Source organism: Lacinutrix sp. (assembly GCF_023299985.1).
Classification (GTDB): Bacteria; Bacteroidota; Bacteroidia; order Flavobacteriales; family Flavobacteriaceae; genus Lacinutrix.
Genome location: NZ_JALZVX010000063.1, coordinates 1 through 16,294 on the forward strand (window position 1 = coordinate 1; position 16,294 = coordinate 16,294).

Sequence of the window (16,294 nt, forward strand, 5' to 3'; positions counted from 1 at the left end):
CAGTGCCTGTATAACAAGAAGCTGCTCCAGAATCTGTTGCTCCTGTATTATCGAATGCTACATCTGCACCTAAAACAACAGCTATTGCTCCTGCACATTTATCGTTTGCTGGAGGTAAAGCAGTAATATTTAAAATTACTGTAAAAGCACCTGTATTAGTATTATGACCATCTACACATATATAATAACCTGTAGTTAACGCAGCAGAATCAAAACATACTTGAGAATCGTTAAATCCAGAACCACTATCATCGTCTCCTGCAACACAAACTAAAGCGCCACGTGCTCCAGAAAAAACTTGTACTTCTGTATCAAAATCTCCTATTTCAATAGTAATTGATTCGTTTCCGGGAGAAGAATAAACATACCATACGCCTAAACCAAAATTTGTTATTCCGTCATTTACTCCTGTACTACAAGATGTTCCAATTGTTCCACCAGAACAAGGTGATAAATCTTCTACATTTGTTGCAAATGAACTATCTTCTGATAAAGTATATCCTCCCTAATAGCAATAGCACCTACACAAGCATCGTTTACTAGTAGTGGTGGTGCAAGAAAAACGCATAAATCAAAATTAACGAAAGCTGAAGCAGATGTGCTTCTTACATTAACAAAATAAGTTGTTCCATTTACTAAAGCAAAGTTCTGTGGACCACCTGTAAAGCAATATGTTCCAGCAAATTGTGTTAATGCACCACAATTTTCTCCTGTAAATAAAGTTAAAAAAGTTGTAAAAAAACCAGAATCAAATGTTTCTGTCACATTAAACACATGTACTGCATATTCTGCAGCTGTAAAAGAATACCATACGTCTTTATGAGCTGTTAAACAAGTTCCTGAAGTAGATGCAATTGCAGAACTATTAGTACCTGATACTAAATTATTACACCTGTCATTTGATAACAACAGTAAGATTTGAGGTTCATCACAAAGGTCGTTTTCAGGTGCTTCAGGTGATGTACCTATACAAATATCAAAAACAGATGTTTGATTTGGAGTTGCTGTCCATGAATAAACTTGAACTATATAAGTATTACCAATAATTAAACCTCCTGTAGCACATAATTCAAGATCTGAACAAGTTAATGCTGTAGTTAAAGCTCCACATCCAGGAGTAGCATCGTAAACTGCATGATACAAATCTGTAGTACCACCAGTTATATTAATTAATGAAATTACATGAGTTGTACTTGTAGCAACAAAGTTATACCATACATCATCATCTGGTGTACCTCCACAATTATCAACTCCAGAATCTGTAGCTGCTAAAATTGTACCTGTAGAAAAAGAACCACAATTTAAATCTTCATTTACTGTAAGTGTAACACCATTTGCGCATTCATCATTTGCAGGTGGTGTAGATATTACAAATGTTTGTTCAGCACATCCTGTGGCACTGCCAATAGCATTATTGTTAAATAATAAGTTGTTCCTACCATTAAAGTTCCTAAACTGAAAGCAGTACTATTCCTGTTATCAACATTATCTGCTATATCGTTACCTCCAAAATTAGTACCTACTGTTATAAAGTATCCTGTTGCAACTCCTGTAGCAGCACTCCATGAAATGTCTCCATCTGTAGAAACGTTTGCCGTATGTGCTAAAAGAGAATCTCAGTTTGGTGAATTAGATACAACTTGTGTTGCATTAAAATTATCTACATAAAAGTAATAATCTTCAACATTGCATGTATTAGCTACTTGCAACTTAACATCAGAACCAGTAGGCAAAGATGCTGCTGATATAACCGTCATCATTGTTGCACACGTATTTGCTACAACGTAATTTGTAGCATCAATCGTTAACACGGTCACCCATGTAGTACAATCGTCTGTATAATATTGTAATTCAACTGTTCCAAAATCTGCTGGTGTAGCATCAGTTGCCGCAGACCTATCTACAACTTTGTAATCAAAATATACTGTTCCTGAACCATTAGATACTCCAACTTGACTATGAGATGTAATGTTACCAGAAGTTACCAAATAGATTATTTCTTTGAGAGTTACCTGTACAGGTTTCACTTGCAGTATCCGCATAAGTATTTTACCAACCTGCAGGAGTTCCAGCGTCAAAGTTTTCACTTATTCCAACTTGAGGGAATGCTAACTAAGCTGAAAACATTAGTAAACATAATAAAGTAATTTTTTTCATATTAAAACAATTTAGTTATATATTAATTACCCTCATAAAATATTGATAAGATATTAAGTATTAGTTAAAACAAAATACGAATCGACAAAACGGACATTAATTACGATTAAGTACTAATTAATTGTTAGGTATTCAGTTTTAAAGTAACTGATTATTGCAAAGTATTAGCTTTCAAATAAATAAAAAAAGCCACACAATAGTTATTGTGTGGCTTTTAATCTAACTCTGTTAAGTTTTTATTTCTCTTGGCTTTCAACAAACGCTTCCATGACAGCATCACTAACTCCCATATTACTAAAACCTCCATCATTATATAGGTTTTGTAATGTAACACGTTTTGTTAAATCGCTAAATAGTGAAACGGTATAATTAGCACAGTCTATGGCTGTTGCGTTTCCTAAAGGCGACATTTTTTCAGCATATGCGATAAAGCCATCAAAACCTTTAACACCACTTCCTGCTGTAGTAGGTGTTGGAGATTGAGAAATGGTATTAACTCTTACCTTTTTATCTCTCCCAAAGAAGTAACCAAAACTACGTGCTACGCTTTCTAAATAAGCCTTGTTATCTGCCATATCGTTATAATCTGGAAATACACGTTGTGCTGCCATATAGGTTAAAGCGACTATACTTCCCCATTCATTCATAGCATCTTTTTTATAAAGCGTTTGCATTGTTTTATGAAAAGACATTGCAGAGACATCTGTACCTTTTTGAGTCCAAGCATAATTTTGGTCTGTATATGCTTTTCCTTTTCTTACGTTTATAGACATACCAATAGAATGTAAAACAAAATCTAGTTTACCTCCTAATATCTCCATAGACTGTTCTACTAAACTTTGTAAGTCTTCTTCACTAGTTGCATCTGCAGGAATAATTTGAGAACCTGTTTTTTCGGCTAATTCTTTAATTTGTCCCATTCGCATAGCAACTGGCGCATTTGTGAGCACAAACGTTCCTCCTTCTTCATGAACACGCTCTGCTGTTTTCCAAGCGATAGAGTTTGCGTCTAATGCTCCAAATATGATTCCTCTTTTTCCTTTTAATAAATTATATGACATCCTTTAAATTAGTTTATTTGTTGATTAGTTTATTTATTTTATTTACTACTCAAAGATAGTATTAATTCAATAATTCTTTTGCGTGAGCCAAAGCAGAATTAGAAACTTCAATTCCACCTAGCATTTGTGCTATTTCCACAATACGCTCATCGTGATTAAGTTTTGCAAGATTGGTTGTTGTTATCTCGTTTATATCTTCCTTATAGACTTTAAAATGCGTGTGACCTTTTGCAGCTATTTGTGGTAAATGTGTAATACTAAATACTTGCATTGTTTTACTCATTCCTGCCATAATATCTGCCATTTTGTTAGATATTTCACCTGATACTCCAGTATCTATCTCATCGAACATAATGGTTGGCAATTTTATGTATTGTGTTAGTATAGATTTTATAGCTAACATAATTCTTGACAATTCTCCACCAGAGGCTGACTTTTTTAAGGGTTTAAAATCACCTCCTTTATTTGCCGAAAAAAGAAAATCTAAGATTTCTTTTCCATTAGTATAATAAGTATCTGTAATTACCAGCTCTATATTAAATTGTGCATTTGGCATGCCTAACTGTAACAAAATAGCTTCTAGTTTTTGTTTTAAAGACGGTATTGCTTTTTTTCTTTTATTATGAATAACTTGCGCTACAGCATCTAGATCATACTTTATTTTTAGTATTTCAGATTTCTTTTCATCGATATCTACATCTACATTTTCGGTAGCCAATACTTTGTCTGATAATTGTGTTTTAATAGAAAGTAATCCTTCTATTGAGGATTCTATATGCTTTTGAAACAGATTGTTTATTGTAGTTAATCTTCCGTTTACCTCTGCTAACCTATTAGGATCTGCTTCTAAGTCTCCTTGAAAGTTTTCTAGTTCGCTAAACAAATCGTCTAATTCTATTAAACTACTGTTTGCGCGATTGTAAAGGTTTTGGTATTTATTTGAAACACCAGATAATTGTTTTAGTGTGTTTTTTAATTCGGTTAAGCCAGGTAAAACACCAATTTGCTCTTCACTTAATAACTGGTTTGAAGCTGTCAATTTTTCTTGAATAGCATCTATATTACTAAGTGTTTTTAGTTCTTCTTCTAAAGCTTCTAATTCTCCTGCTTTAAGATTAGCTTGGGTTAATTCATTTAATAAAAAAGCATTGTAGTCGTGTTCTTTTATGGCTTCAGTTTGAAAAGCTATAAGCTTATCTAGTGCTTTTTTTAGTGTTTTATATTCTATACGTTTTGTAGCATAACTTTGTAGTTCTTTTTGGGTTTGTGCTAAAGCATCTATAACCTGAAACTGAAAATCATCGTCAACTAATTGAAGCGTCTCGTGTTGCGAATGGATATCTATTAATTGATTACCTAAAAGTTGTAAGCTTGAAAGTTTTACTGGAGAATCGTTTACAAAAGCCCTAGATTTTCCGCTTGGTAAAATCTCACGTCTAATAATAGTTTGCGGTTCGAAATCTAAATCTTCAGTATTAAAGAGACTTTTTAGTTTATAATTTGTAATATCAAAACTAGCTTCTATTATACATTTTTTATCCTTATTACGAAGACTACTTAAATCTGCTCGTTTTCCTAATATTAGAGAGAGTCCTCCTAATAATATAGATTTCCCTGCTCCTGTTTCTCCTGTGATAATTGTAAAACCGTTGTTGAAATCGACTTGCAAATTGTCGATTAACGCATAGTTTTTAATAGATAACGAAGTTAGCATTCTTTAAAGTTAAAAGTTATACTTAGTACTTTTGAAAAAACGAATACAGTTTACTAAAACTTAATATTTCTCCATTTACTTGCGTGTGTTGGTGCTACTCTATTTAATAATTCTATTAAATTAGTAACATCTACATTTGGACCAGCAGAAAATATTTGTTCAATCTCTTCTGCCTTTGCGTCAAAAAAAACGCGAGCAAGGTAAGAGTTTGGTCTCTTTGCATTCATTTTTTTAAAGTAAGATAAAGCTAAAGCTATTTCATTTTTAGCATCTTTATTATTTGCACTCATAGTATCTATACCTCTTCTGTGGTAGTTATACATAATGATTCTAAAATCGTTAAATGTTGGTGATAAAACATTATCGATAAGTGCAAATCTACTTTGCAATCCGTCTTCTAATTTCCAACCTTTAAAATTTTCTTGTTGAGAAAAATTAACGATACGCTGTGCTTGTTTAAAGTATGGATCTCCTCCTTTTTTCTCAAAAGATTCTGCATCTAAACCAAACACCATGTTTATATGAAAAGCTAGAACAGATATTAAATTAGATTCGTATTGGTTTTCGTTATAAATTAAATTTTGAAATTCTAAGTAACGAAAATTAAAATTATCGTCGTTTATATTATAAATAGGTGTGGTATAAGTTGATCCAAATACTGGTCTTGAAGATTGTACTTGAACGGAAGCTTGAAAATTCTCTCCATCTTGTCCTGTTACATTAATTACAATATTACAGTTTATACGCTCTTGTGGTTTAAATTTTCTGTTGGTCCATTTCGTTTTGTTCACAAACTCCGTTAGTTGTGTCTCTAGTGTTTTAAAAACTTGAATATTATCATTACCTGTTAACTGTGCATTTACAACAACATTAGCATTAAGTTCTTGAGAAAACCCAAAACTTGTTGTAAAAAAGACCAACAGTATAAGCAGATTACGCATTTAATTTTTGTGTTATAACGCTTAATATATCTATTGCAACTTCTGCTTTCGATTTTAATTGGTAAGCATTAATGTTATTTTTATTATCTATAATAGTTACTTTATTAGTATCTGTTTTAAAACCAGCACCTTTATCTTTTAACGAATTTAAAACAATTAAGTCTAAATTCTTCTTTTTTAGTTTGCCTTTTGCATACTCCAATTCATTATCAGTTTCTAAAGCAAAACCAACTAAAAGTTGATTTGTTTTTATCTCACCCAAAGAAGCTAAAATATCTTTAGTTTTTTCTAGTTCTAATGTTAACGTTTCACCTTTCTTTTTTATTTTACTTGTCGAAACTTTTTTTGGCTTATAATCTGCAACTGCTGCAGAAAGTATTGCCACATCTGTAGTGTTAAAATACTTATGAGAAGCATCATACATTTCTTGCGCACTAACTACTGGAATTACATGTATTAAACTATGTTTTACTTTTTGGTGTGTTGGCCCAGTAATTAAAAAAACCTGAGCTCCTAAGCTAGCGAATGCTTTAGCTATTTCAAAACCCATTTTACCGCTAGAATGATTTCCAATAAAACGAACTGGATCTAATGCTTCATAAGTTGGTCCAGCTGTAATAAGAACTTTTTTACCTTTTAAAGGTAAGTTTTTTATAATATCTGCTTCTATAAAAGCAACAATATCTTCTGGTTCTGCAAGGCGACCTTGCCCTTCTAATCCACTTGCTAATTCGCCAGAAGTAGCAGGAATCATAATATTACCAAAGCTTTCTAGCTTTGTAAATGTGTTTGTTGTTGATGGATGAATGTACATATCTAAATCCATAGCTGGTGCAAAATATACAGGACATTTAGCAGATAAATAGGTTGCAAGCAACAAATTATCGCAAGTGCCATTTGCCATTTTAGACAAGGTATTTGCTGTAGCTGGAGCAACTAATAAATAGTCTGCCCAAAGCCCTAACTCAACGTGGTTATTCCATTCTGCATTTTCATCTTCTTCATTGTAAAAAGAAGAATGTACAGGGTTTTTAGATAATGTAGAAAGTGTGAGAGGTGTTACAAAATCTTTAGAAGCAGGCGTCATTACAACTTTTACTTTTGCACCTGCTTTTATAAATACTCTTACTAATATAGCTGTTTTGTAAGCAGCAATACCAGCACTAATACCTAAAAGTATGTTTTTGCCGCTTAAAATAGACATATAAATTAGTCTTGAGTTTCTTCTTCAGTATTTCTATGGTAAACTTTACCATCTAACCATTCTTTAACTGCTAAAGCATGTGGCTTAGGTAGTTTTTCGTAGAATTTAGATACTTCTATTTGTTCTTTATTTTCAAAAATTTCTTCTAAAGAATCGTTATAAGTTGCAAATTCCTCCAACTTTTCGATTAATTCTTTTTTAATTTCAGAATTAATTTGCTCTGCTCTTTTAGAGATTATTGAAATCGCTTCGTAGATGTTTTCTGTTGGTGCATCAACTTTATTTCTATTATAAGTTGTTGTACTTAAAGACGCATCGATTTTTTTTAAATCCATAGTTGTTATATTAACTTTTTGTATTGTATTGTTCTAATTTTTCTAAAGCATCTTCATGCTTTAGTGTTGCATCTTCTAAAAATGTTGAAGTTGCATATGCTCTTTTTAAAGTCTTGTAATTAGTTATTGCTGACTCTAATCGTGCTTTCTTTTTATACTCAACACTTCTTATTGCTAACTGGTAAGCAGAATCAAATTTTATATATAATGCTTCCTCTCGAAGTGAAGATCCTGGAAAATCGATTACAAAATTATCTACTGAAGCAATCGAAGCCTTAAAATCTGAAATTCTATTGTATTGCTTAGCCGTTTCAAAAGATTTTTTCTCAAGTTTAAAGTTTAATTCTTTTACTAAAGCATTAACTTCTGTAGCATTTTCAGATTCTGGATATACGTTAATGTATTCTTGTAGTTTTTCTAATGCTGTGTAAGTATCTTCTTGATCTTTAGAATACACTGGAGACAATTTAGAAAAACTCTTCGCTGCTTTAAAAAGTGCTTCTTCTATTTTACTACTTTTTGGGTAAGCCGAAACAAAACTTTCAAAATGATAGGCTGCTGCGTAGAACTGATTCATTTGAAATAATGCATCAGCATTTAAAAAATTTAATCTTTCTGCTTGAGCTTTACCTCTATATTGTGGAATAACCTGCTCAAATAAACGTGTGGCTTTAGAAAATTTACCTTCATTATATAAAGCTTCTCCTACTTTATATTTTGCAGCTATATCTTCAGATTTTATAGCCTTTTGGTATTCGTTACAAGACGTAAATATTAAGACTAATAATAGTAAATAAAATATGTTTTTCATCAGGTCTTTTTATTGTTTTTTGATCTGTTTAATGAAATTTGCTACTACTTATTTCATAGATTTTTAAACAAGATGCAAAAATAAGCTTTTAATATGGATTTTAAAAATATAATTTCTTGGCTAAATTAAGAGTTGAAATTAAGCTACCACACGCTTTAAGTAATATTTAACGATTTAAATAGATAATCATCCATATTGTTTTATAAAATTACGATGTACAGTATTTAATAAAGTATTCAATGTGTTTTTTTTAAGCTTTAAATTGTGCTAAAAAATTTTTAATTTTAAGTTTCAAATCATCTGTTGCAACCACTAGTGGTAAACGCACAGTGTCATTACATAAATTTAAGGCTTGTAAAACAGCTTTAATTCCTGCAGGATTGTTTTCAGAAAAAATTAAACTTGTAATCTCCATTAATTCAAAATGAATTTTGTAAGCTTCTTTTGCTTTCCCTGTTCTACCTAATGTTATCATTTTAGAAAATGCTTTTGGTAAGGCTTGACCAATAACAGAAATCACGCCATCTCCTCCTGCAAGTGTTACAGTTAGAGCTAAGTCGTCGTCTCCAGAAATAACACCAAAACCATCTGGCTTGTTTTTTAAAAGCTGTAAATACTGTGACACATTATTTCCAGCTTCTTTTACAGCTACAATGTTTTCAAAATCGTTTGCCAACCTTAAAGTGGTTTCTGGCAACATATTTGACGCTGTTCTTCCTGGTACATTATATAAAATAATTGGTACTGAACAAATACTAGAAATAGCTTTAAAATGCTGATAAATTCCTTCTTGAGTTGGTTTACTGTAGTAAGGAGATACAGATAAAATCCCTGCAAATTCAGTTAAATCTGTAGCGCCAATTTCTTTAATAACCTCTGCAGTATTATTACCTCCAATCCCTAAAACCAATGGCAATCTTCCATTATTAGTTTTACTAATTGTTGCTATAATGTGTCGCTTTTCTAATTTTGTAATGGTTACACTCTCTCCTGTTGTTCCGCTAATAACAATATAATCTGTTCCGTTTGCGATATTAAATTCTACAATATTCTCTAGGGCTTCGTGGTCAACACTACCTTTTTTTGTAAAAGGTGTTACTATTGCTATTCCTGTTCCTAAAAAAGGGTTTTTCATTTTTTATTATATTTTATTTAAAATATTGAGATATTTTTTTAATTCTGAAGTAAATGTTTTAAAATCGTTTATTTCAACTTTAATTATTAAATCGTTAATGCGCTCATCAGTTTCTAAAACACCAACTTTAAATTTAGATTTCGATGCTACGGTTAATACCTTTAAAGGAGTAGCGTCATTTTTATAGTAACTAATTAATAGATGGAATTCTGTGTTTAAAAACTGTTTTAAAGCTTTATCTTTTACAATCCCTTTCCAGCCCAAATGTTTCAATGTAAATGTGGGATCAAAAACGTGTTCTTCTTTTTTAACTTTAGACTTGAAAGCTATAATTTCTATATTTTCTTTCTCAACATTAAAATCTTTAACTAAAATATTGAAATCTGGAATATTACTTATTTCTTCAGCATTAAAAATAATCCCAACACGTTTAATTTTCGTATTGGATTGCAAAATAACTCTGCTTTTTAATTGAGAATTAATATAGTTTTTATTAGATTTTTCTTTAAAACCTTTGAAAATCATTTATATTTATACTTTGTACAAAAATAGGAAAATCAAGCAGATGTTTTCTAAAAAAACATAAGTATTACATATGAAAAAACACCAACTATTAATTTCTATATTCATTCTTATCAATATTTACTCTTGCAAGCAAGAGTCACTTGGTGTTTCTAAAATTGAAGGCAAACAAATTGCTATTAAAGATAGTCTAGAAATAGATAAAGATTTTGATGCTATAATTTCTCCATACAGAGCACGATTAGAAGAAGACATGAATAGCGTTATATCTTACGCACCAGAAACTTATACTAAAAATAATGGTGATTTAAATACTGCAATTGGAAACTTAATGGCAGATATTGTTTTTGAGCAAGGTAATATTGTTTTTAATAAAAGAACGACTAAAAATATTGACGCGGTACTTTTAAATCATGGTGGTATTCGTTCCATAATCTCTAAAGGAGATATTACTACGGAAACAGCTTTTAAAGTTATGCCTTTTGAAAACAGTATTGTTGTAGTCGCTTTAAAAGGACAGCAAATAGATAGTATGATGCAGTATTTAAGCGAGGCTAAAAGAGCTCATCCTATTCAAGGTATACAACTAACATTAGATAAAAATTATAAAATATCTAAAGCATTAATTAACGGCAAACCTATTATTAAAAACAAAACCTATTATGTTGCGACTAACGATTATCTATATAATGGTGGTGATAAAATGCGCTTTTTTAAACCTAGTGATTCTGTCTACTATCTAGATTATAAAATTAGAAATGCTATGATTGATTACTTTAAAAAAGTAGATACAATCAATCCAAAAATTGATAACCGCTTTACCCAAACTAAATAAAAGTACTGCTTACCAAAATTAATATGAAAAGAAGAACATTTATACAACAATCTACAGCTGCAACAGCTTTAGTTACACTTGGCGGCTTTGGGTTTCAATCATGCAACGCTAGTGTGAAAACAAAAAAAATAACCATATTACATACTAACGATGTACACAGCCATATTGATGCTTTTGGTCCAGAAGATGGACGAAACGCAAATCAAGGAGGTGTTGCAAGACGCGCTACTTTAGTGGAGGCTATTAGAAACGAAAATCCTAACACATTACTACTCGACGCTGGAGATATATTTCAAGGCACACCATATTTTAACTATTATGGTGGTGAATTAGAGTTTAAGTTAATGTCTAAAATGAAGTATGATGCTGCAACCATTGGTAACCACGATTTTGATAATGGTATCGATGGATTATATGCACAATTACCGCATGCAAGTTTCCAATTTCTATCTGCCAATTACAATTTTAAAAACACAGTAATGGATACACATGTAAAACCGTATCATGTGTTTAAAAAAGAAGGTATTAAAATAGGTGTTTTTGGTGTTGGTATTAAACTAGATGGCTTAGTAGATAAAAAAATGTATAAGGAAACAGATTATTTAGATCCTATAGAGGTTGCTACAGATATGTCTAGAATTCTAAAAGAAGAAGAACAATGCGATCTCATTATATGCTTATCTCACTTAGGGTATTATTACTCTAAAAACCCAAACAAAGTGTGCGATCTTTCGCTTGCAAAAGCGACAAAAAATATCGATTTAATAATTGGAGGTCATACTCATACTTTTTTACCAAAACCTACCGTTGCACAAAATAGTGAAGGCAAAAACGTTTTAGTAAACCAAGTTGGTTGCTATGGTATTAATTTAGGTAAAATTGATTTTTATTTTGATGCCGAAAACAATAAAACTGCAGATGGAACCTCTATAATAGTGTAATACTTATTACCTATCCTGTTTTACTTTTTTATGCTTTATAAGTACTTAAACTAACTGTTATAGTTTTTCTATCTATAAAAAAGACATCTCTTTTTTATAGATTAATATAACATCTTATAATAAATATTAATTTTAGAAACTATATAAATATAAACAAGACAGAAACCCACTATTAGTAATATAGAATAGGCTACATTTAAAATATATTCTGAAGATACAAATAGATAAGCAACCTGCACCATTTCTGAAAACACAATACAAACACTGGCTAAAAAAAGTATTAGTCCTTTTTTAGAATCGTGATATAAATAATTTAATAGTGAAAAAGAAAGCACTAGAAGTATACATATATTGTATACACATTCTATTAAAAAATTAAACGTATATACTTCTATAGTACTATCTGCTATAATCATTTGATTAAGCATAAAAATTAGATAACCATTAAAAATGGTTAATACAATAATTGGAAATTTAAACTTAAAGAGTAGTTTTTTGTAGTTTACACTTCTAGCGATATATACTAGTAAATTTAAATAGCCAATAATATAGACACTACTACTTAGATTAGACAGGTCTATAGCTTCTAAATACGAAACAAACTTAATACAGTCTGCAAGCGCACAAGAGATTAAAAATATAGCAAAGTGCTTACTCTTAGTTTCAGATTCTATAAAATATAAATACACAAAAAATGGTAGAATAAAAGTTCTAGATAAATTTGTTAGTGTTTCTAAATTAAATAATACTCCAACCAGAAATAATGTGGTAAGCGCTATAAGTAGTCCAGTTACCAACTGTAGCTTAGTTATTTTCATTTGTAATAAATTTGAGGACTACAAACATAAATAAAAAACAACTGATAAACGTCAAAAAATGCGTTTAATCGACAAAAGCATACCGAACTGAAATCGTTCGCTAGATGATAGTTTTTAGAAAGTGTTAAAAAAACTCATAAATAAAATGATTAAACACTATGTTATTGTAACATTTCTAAAAACTGAACTTCAGAAATTAAAGGCACATTTAATTTTTCGGCTTTTTCCTTTTTACTTGGTCCCATTTTATCACCTGCAACAACAAAATCTGTTTTAGAAGAAATAGAACTCACGTTCTTTCCGCCATTATCTTCAATAAGTTTTTTAAGCTCTGTTCTAGAAACCTGAGTAAAAACACCAGAAACCACAAAAGACTTTCCTTCTAATGTATTAGTCTGATTTGCTAATTTTTCTGCCGAAATTTCCAGCTGCAAGCCATACGCTTTTAAACGTTGAATAGTTTCACGGTTTTCTTCCGAAGCAAAAAAGGCAACAACACTTTCGGCTATTCTAATTCCTATTTCATCTACCTTTTCTAAATTTTCAATAGATGCACTCGCTAAAGCATCTATACTTTTGTAATGCTTGGCTAGTTTTTTAGCAACCGTTTCACCAACAAAACGAATACCAATACCAAACAATACACGATCAAACGGAATTTGCTTTGAAGCCTCAATACCGTTCACCAAATTCTCCGCACTTTTTTCTGCCATACGTTCCAAAGGCAGTACTTGTTCTTTGGTAAGCGTATATAAATCGGCATAATTAGTAATTAGGTTTTCGTTTACTAAAAGCGCAACGGTTTCTCCTCCTAAACCTTCAATATCCATAGCTTTACGTGAAATATAATGCTGAATACGTCCAATAACCTGTGGATTACATCCATTATAATTAGGGCAAAAATGTTTTGCTTCACCTTCTAATCGTTCAAGAACTGTTTGGCATTCTGGACATGCTGTAATGTATTGCGTAGGTTGAGAATTTAAAGGTCTTTTAGATAAATCGACAGCAATTATTTTTGGTATAATTTCTCCTCCTTTTTCTACAAAAACGTCATCGTTTATTCTAATATCTAGCTTCTCAATCTGGTCTGCATTGTGCAAAGAAGCACGTTTTACAATAGTTCCAGCTAATGCTACAGGTTCTAAATTAGCAACTGGAGTTATAGCTCCTGTTCTTCCTACCTGGTACGTTATTTCGTTTAGTTTTGTTGAAACTTGCTCTGCCTTAAATTTATAAGCCATTGCCCAACGTGGTGCTTTTGCAGTATAACCTAATTCGTCTTGTTGGTATAAATTATTCACTTTTACCACTACGCCATCTGTTTCGTAAGGTAAATTGTGCCTTGCTTTATCCCAATGGTTTATAAACTGAAAAACATCGTCTATAGATAGACACAGTTTGGCTTCATTAGGCACTTTAAAACCCATTTGTCTAGCTCTTTCAAGGCTCTCAAACTGATTTTGAACGCCTAAATTTTCGCCTGTTAAATTATACAATAAACACTCTAAAGGTCTTTTGGCAACTTCTGCACTGTCTTGTAATTTTAAACTTCCTGATGCTGTATTTCTTGGGTTTTTATAAGGTTCTTCGTCGTTAGCAATTCGCTCTTCATTCATTTTTATAAAACCATCAAAAGGCAAAACAATTTCGCCTCGAATATCAAACTTTGGTGGATAATTTCCTTTTAACTGTAAAGGAACAGATTTAATAGTTTTAATGTTTGCAGTGACTTCGTCTCCTTGAAAACCATCTCCTCGTGTTACTGCTCTAAGCAAATTACCGTTTTCGTAAGTTAAACTTATAGATGCGCCATCGTATTTTAGCTCGCAAGTATAACTAATATCTCCATCTACCATTTTTTTTACTCTCGTTTCCCAATCTTGTAAATCTTCAAGAGAATACGAATTATCTAAAGAATACATTCTTTGATTGTGTACAACTGTATTAAAGTTTTTGGTCACCTCTCCTCCAACACGTAAAGTGGGTGACGTTGCGTCGTGAAATTCTGGATGCGCTTCTTCTAAAGCTTGTAATTCTTTTAGCTTTATATCGAAATCGTAATCGCTAATTATTGGATTATCGAGAACATAATAATTATGGTTGTGTTCTCTTAATTCCGTACGAAGTGCTTCTATTTTTATTTTAATGTTATTCACTACTCTATTCTTTTAATTTAATTTTCAAATATTGAGGTGCTTTAACCTCACTTCCATTCCAAATTTCGTTATTTACAATTTCTATTGCAAACTCCGTATTCGAAATCCATTTTACATTATTATGATATGTTTTTAACCAATGGACAAAGTTAAAAGCTTGTTCTAAAACAATTGAATTATCTTTATTAATCTTATAAATTTCTACAAAAAATTGCTCCTCGTAAACATCAAACACAAAAGAAACAATTCTTTTTTTATCTGGTGAAACATGAGGAAATTCAGAAAACGAAGCTGTTTCCTTTCCTGTTGTTCTATCCAAATAAGCATAAAAAGCATCCTCGGCTTTTGGGTAAACATGATGCATTAAGTACTGATTTAAAAATTCGATATCACCATAATAACCATGTGTAGAATTACTGTAACCAACTTTACTGTTATAAACTATTACACTGTCTTTTATTGGTAAGGTTATGTTTTGAGTTTTATCTTCGTTTTCTCTAACAATTACTAAAGGATTGGTTGTTAAATGACTTTTATGAATACTTTTTATTGCATTAAAACTTGATTTGGAAATTAATTTTAAATCTAAATACTGAGTTAAACATTCTAAATCTGCATCACTTGTATTATATCTGGTGTATTCATCTAGTTTAAAACCAACACATATCTGGTCTTCAAAAACTTTCACATCTTCAATATCACCTAAAAAACCTTCAAAAACATAACGTTTTAATGTACTTCCTCCATCTTGCCATTGTACAATTGCCCAACGTCCTTTTACTGTTCTTCCTTCGTCTTCAACTTCAATAATATCGTCTGTGTAACCAATAATATTAACTAAGTCTCCATTATTATATTTGCCATCTACAGTGCCATTTTCTTGCCTAATATTTAAACCATTTCTTGAGATTACATATTTCTGGGCTATTGGTTTTTCAAAACGTATGTTATTTCTATAATAGCTATCTATTATTGAAAAATAATCCTTGTTTGTATCTGTAAACTTATCAAAGCTAAAGGTTCTATTATACATTAAAAGCATAGCATAATTACTTTTAAAATAGGCTAACTTATCATAATACCTAATACGATTACCTTCGTCTATTCCAATAATTCGTTTTGTTGAAAAAGAAATTTTAATGTCCTTTGGGAATCTTAAATGTTCTTTTACTTTAGAGCTATTACTCCTAAAAATCGAGTCGTTTTCTCTAAAATTATTTTCGTTTTTAATAAGTTCAATTTCTTCTTTAGAAGGCATTAAAAAAACGATTTCTTTTCCTGACACTATTAAAGTATCCATTGGTATAAAGGAGAAGTCTTGTGTTTTTAATTGTAATGTATATTCTACTTTAGTTTTAGGTGGTACTTCTACATAAGGCAACTGCTCTTCTTTTTGTTTTTTACAACCAAAAAATAGCAAAACTGCAATTATGTATATACAAACTTTCAAATTATAAACGGTCTTTATTCAACCATTCTGGAGCTGGTAATGGCTTAAAATTTTTCATTTTATCTAGCAATCCATCTATAGTTTCGTCAATTACAACAGCATCTAAATTTTCTTGCTTAAGAAAACCTTTTGCAACCATCGTTTTACACTGTTCTATTAAAGCATTATAATAACCGTTTGTATTTAGAATGGCAATTGGTTTTGTATGCAA

Annotated in this window: 16 protein-coding genes; 2 read left to right on the top strand and 14 right to left on the bottom strand. The window is 31.0% G+C overall.

What is annotated here, in order from left to right; translation table 11 throughout:
• Positions 1 to 459: 459 nt before the first annotated feature.
• From Q0C58_RS03240 to Q0C58_RS03285, 10 genes are all read right to left on the bottom strand, one after another.
• Positions 460 to 1,143, bottom strand: a complete 684-nt coding sequence (locus Q0C58_RS03240) for a hypothetical protein (RefSeq protein WP_290697463.1) — start codon at positions 1,141 to 1,143, stop codon at positions 460 to 462.
• Positions 1,144 to 1,616: 473 nt separating this feature from the next.
• Positions 1,617 to 2,042, bottom strand: coding sequence for a hypothetical protein (locus Q0C58_RS03245; protein WP_290697465.1), 426 nt, complete (start codon positions 2,040 to 2,042; stop codon positions 1,617 to 1,619).
• Positions 2,043 to 2,393: 351 nt separating this feature from the next.
• Positions 2,394 to 3,218, bottom strand: coding sequence for an SDR family oxidoreductase (locus Q0C58_RS03250; RefSeq protein ID WP_290697467.1), 825 nt, complete (start codon positions 3,216 to 3,218; stop codon positions 2,394 to 2,396).
• Positions 3,219 to 3,279: 61 nt separating this feature from the next.
• On the bottom strand, positions 3,280 to 4,932 hold the full coding sequence (recN, locus tag Q0C58_RS03255) for a DNA repair protein RecN (protein ID WP_290697469.1): 1,653 nt from the start codon (positions 4,930 to 4,932) through the stop codon (positions 3,280 to 3,282).
• Positions 4,933 to 4,985: 53 nt separating this feature from the next.
• Positions 4,986 to 5,873 (bottom strand): DUF4835 family protein, encoded by an 888-nt coding sequence (locus Q0C58_RS03260; RefSeq protein WP_290697471.1) that lies wholly within the window; start codon positions 5,871 to 5,873, stop codon positions 4,986 to 4,988.
• Entirely contained in the window at positions 5,866 to 7,077 is a 1,212-nt protein-coding gene (coaBC, locus tag Q0C58_RS03265) for a bifunctional phosphopantothenoylcysteine decarboxylase/phosphopantothenate--cysteine ligase CoaBC (RefSeq protein ID WP_290697473.1), read from the bottom strand. Before coaBC ends, Q0C58_RS03260 begins: the two co-directional genes overlap by 8 nt.
• Before the next feature lie 5 nt (positions 7,078 to 7,082).
• A complete protein-coding gene (locus tag Q0C58_RS03270; RefSeq protein ID WP_290697475.1) occupies positions 7,083 to 7,412 on the bottom strand; it encodes a DNA-directed RNA polymerase subunit omega in 330 nt (109 codons plus the stop codon).
• A 10-nt stretch (positions 7,413 to 7,422) separates the two neighbouring features.
• The gene (gene bamD, locus Q0C58_RS03275) at positions 7,423 to 8,223 is read right to left on the bottom strand and encodes an outer membrane protein assembly factor BamD (RefSeq protein WP_290697477.1); all 801 of its coding nucleotides are present in this window, start codon (positions 8,221 to 8,223) and stop codon (positions 7,423 to 7,425) included.
• Positions 8,224 to 8,473: 250 nt separating this feature from the next.
• The gene (dapA, locus tag Q0C58_RS03280) at positions 8,474 to 9,358 is read right to left on the bottom strand and encodes a 4-hydroxy-tetrahydrodipicolinate synthase (RefSeq protein WP_290697479.1); all 885 of its coding nucleotides are present in this window, start codon (positions 9,356 to 9,358) and stop codon (positions 8,474 to 8,476) included.
• A 6-nt stretch (positions 9,359 to 9,364) separates the two neighbouring features.
• Complete coding sequence (locus Q0C58_RS03285; protein ID WP_290697481.1) at positions 9,365 to 9,883, bottom strand: hypothetical protein; 519 nt, start codon at positions 9,881 to 9,883, stop codon at positions 9,365 to 9,367.
• A gap of 70 nt (positions 9,884 to 9,953) precedes the next feature.
• On the opposite strand from Q0C58_RS03285, the gene Q0C58_RS03290 reads away from it, so the two are divergent.
• The gene (locus tag Q0C58_RS03290) at positions 9,954 to 10,715 is read left to right on the top strand and encodes a 5'-nucleotidase C-terminal domain-containing protein (protein WP_290697483.1); all 762 of its coding nucleotides are present in this window, start codon (positions 9,954 to 9,956) and stop codon (positions 10,713 to 10,715) included.
• A 23-nt stretch (positions 10,716 to 10,738) separates the two neighbouring features.
• Positions 10,739 to 11,656, top strand: coding sequence for a bifunctional UDP-sugar hydrolase/5'-nucleotidase (locus Q0C58_RS03295; RefSeq protein WP_290697486.1), 918 nt, complete (start codon positions 10,739 to 10,741; stop codon positions 11,654 to 11,656).
• A 101-nt stretch (positions 11,657 to 11,757) separates the two neighbouring features.
• Here Q0C58_RS03295 and Q0C58_RS03300 read toward each other — a convergent pair whose 3' ends face one another.
• The 4 genes from Q0C58_RS03300 to Q0C58_RS03315 all read right to left on the bottom strand — a co-directional run.
• Positions 11,758 to 12,474 (bottom strand): hypothetical protein, encoded by a 717-nt coding sequence (locus tag Q0C58_RS03300; protein WP_290697488.1) that lies wholly within the window; start codon positions 12,472 to 12,474, stop codon positions 11,758 to 11,760.
• Between the two features lie 161 nt (positions 12,475 to 12,635).
• The gene (ligA, locus tag Q0C58_RS03305; protein ID WP_290697490.1) at positions 12,636 to 14,633 is read right to left on the bottom strand and encodes an NAD-dependent DNA ligase LigA; all 1,998 of its coding nucleotides are present in this window, start codon (positions 14,631 to 14,633) and stop codon (positions 12,636 to 12,638) included.
• 4 nt (positions 14,634 to 14,637) lie between these two features.
• Positions 14,638 to 16,083 (bottom strand): hypothetical protein, encoded by a 1,446-nt coding sequence (locus tag Q0C58_RS03310; RefSeq protein WP_290697491.1) that lies wholly within the window; start codon positions 16,081 to 16,083, stop codon positions 14,638 to 14,640.
• Position 16,084: 1 nt separating this feature from the next.
• On the bottom strand, positions 16,085 to 16,294 hold a 210-nt coding region (locus tag Q0C58_RS03315; protein WP_290697493.1), incomplete at its 5' end, for an LOG family protein.

Bases quoted from the DNA above. Each gene is read 5' to 3' on its own strand.
- Q0C58_RS03245 (WP_290697465.1), bottom strand. From the start codon at position 2,042: ATGCGGATACTGCAAGTGAAACCTGTACAGGTAACTCTCAAAGAAATA.
- Q0C58_RS03250 (WP_290697467.1), bottom strand. From the start codon at position 3,218: ATGTCATATAATTTATTAAAAGGAAAAAGAGGAATCATATTTGGAGCA.
- recN (WP_290697469.1), bottom strand. From the start codon at position 4,932: ATGCTAACTTCGTTATCTATTAAAAACTATGCGTTAATCGACAATTTG.
- Q0C58_RS03260 (WP_290697471.1), bottom strand. From the start codon at position 5,873: ATGCGTAATCTGCTTATACTGTTGGTCTTTTTTACAACAAGTTTTGGG.
- coaBC (WP_290697473.1), bottom strand. From the start codon at position 7,077: ATGTCTATTTTAAGCGGCAAAAACATACTTTTAGGTATTAGTGCTGGT.
- Q0C58_RS03270 (WP_290697475.1), bottom strand. From the start codon at position 7,412: ATGGATTTAAAAAAAATCGATGCGTCTTTAAGTACAACAACTTATAAT.
- bamD (WP_290697477.1), bottom strand. From the start codon at position 8,223: ATGAAAAACATATTTTATTTACTATTATTAGTCTTAATATTTACGTCT.
- dapA (WP_290697479.1), bottom strand. From the start codon at position 9,358: ATGAAAAACCCTTTTTTAGGAACAGGAATAGCAATAGTAACACCTTTT.
- Q0C58_RS03285 (WP_290697481.1), bottom strand. From the start codon at position 9,883: ATGATTTTCAAAGGTTTTAAAGAAAAATCTAATAAAAACTATATTAAT.
- Q0C58_RS03290 (WP_290697483.1), top strand. From the start codon at position 9,954: ATGAAAAAACACCAACTATTAATTTCTATATTCATTCTTATCAATATT.
- Q0C58_RS03295 (WP_290697486.1), top strand. From the start codon at position 10,739: ATGAAAAGAAGAACATTTATACAACAATCTACAGCTGCAACAGCTTTA.
- Q0C58_RS03300 (WP_290697488.1), bottom strand. From the start codon at position 12,474: ATGAAAATAACTAAGCTACAGTTGGTAACTGGACTACTTATAGCGCTT.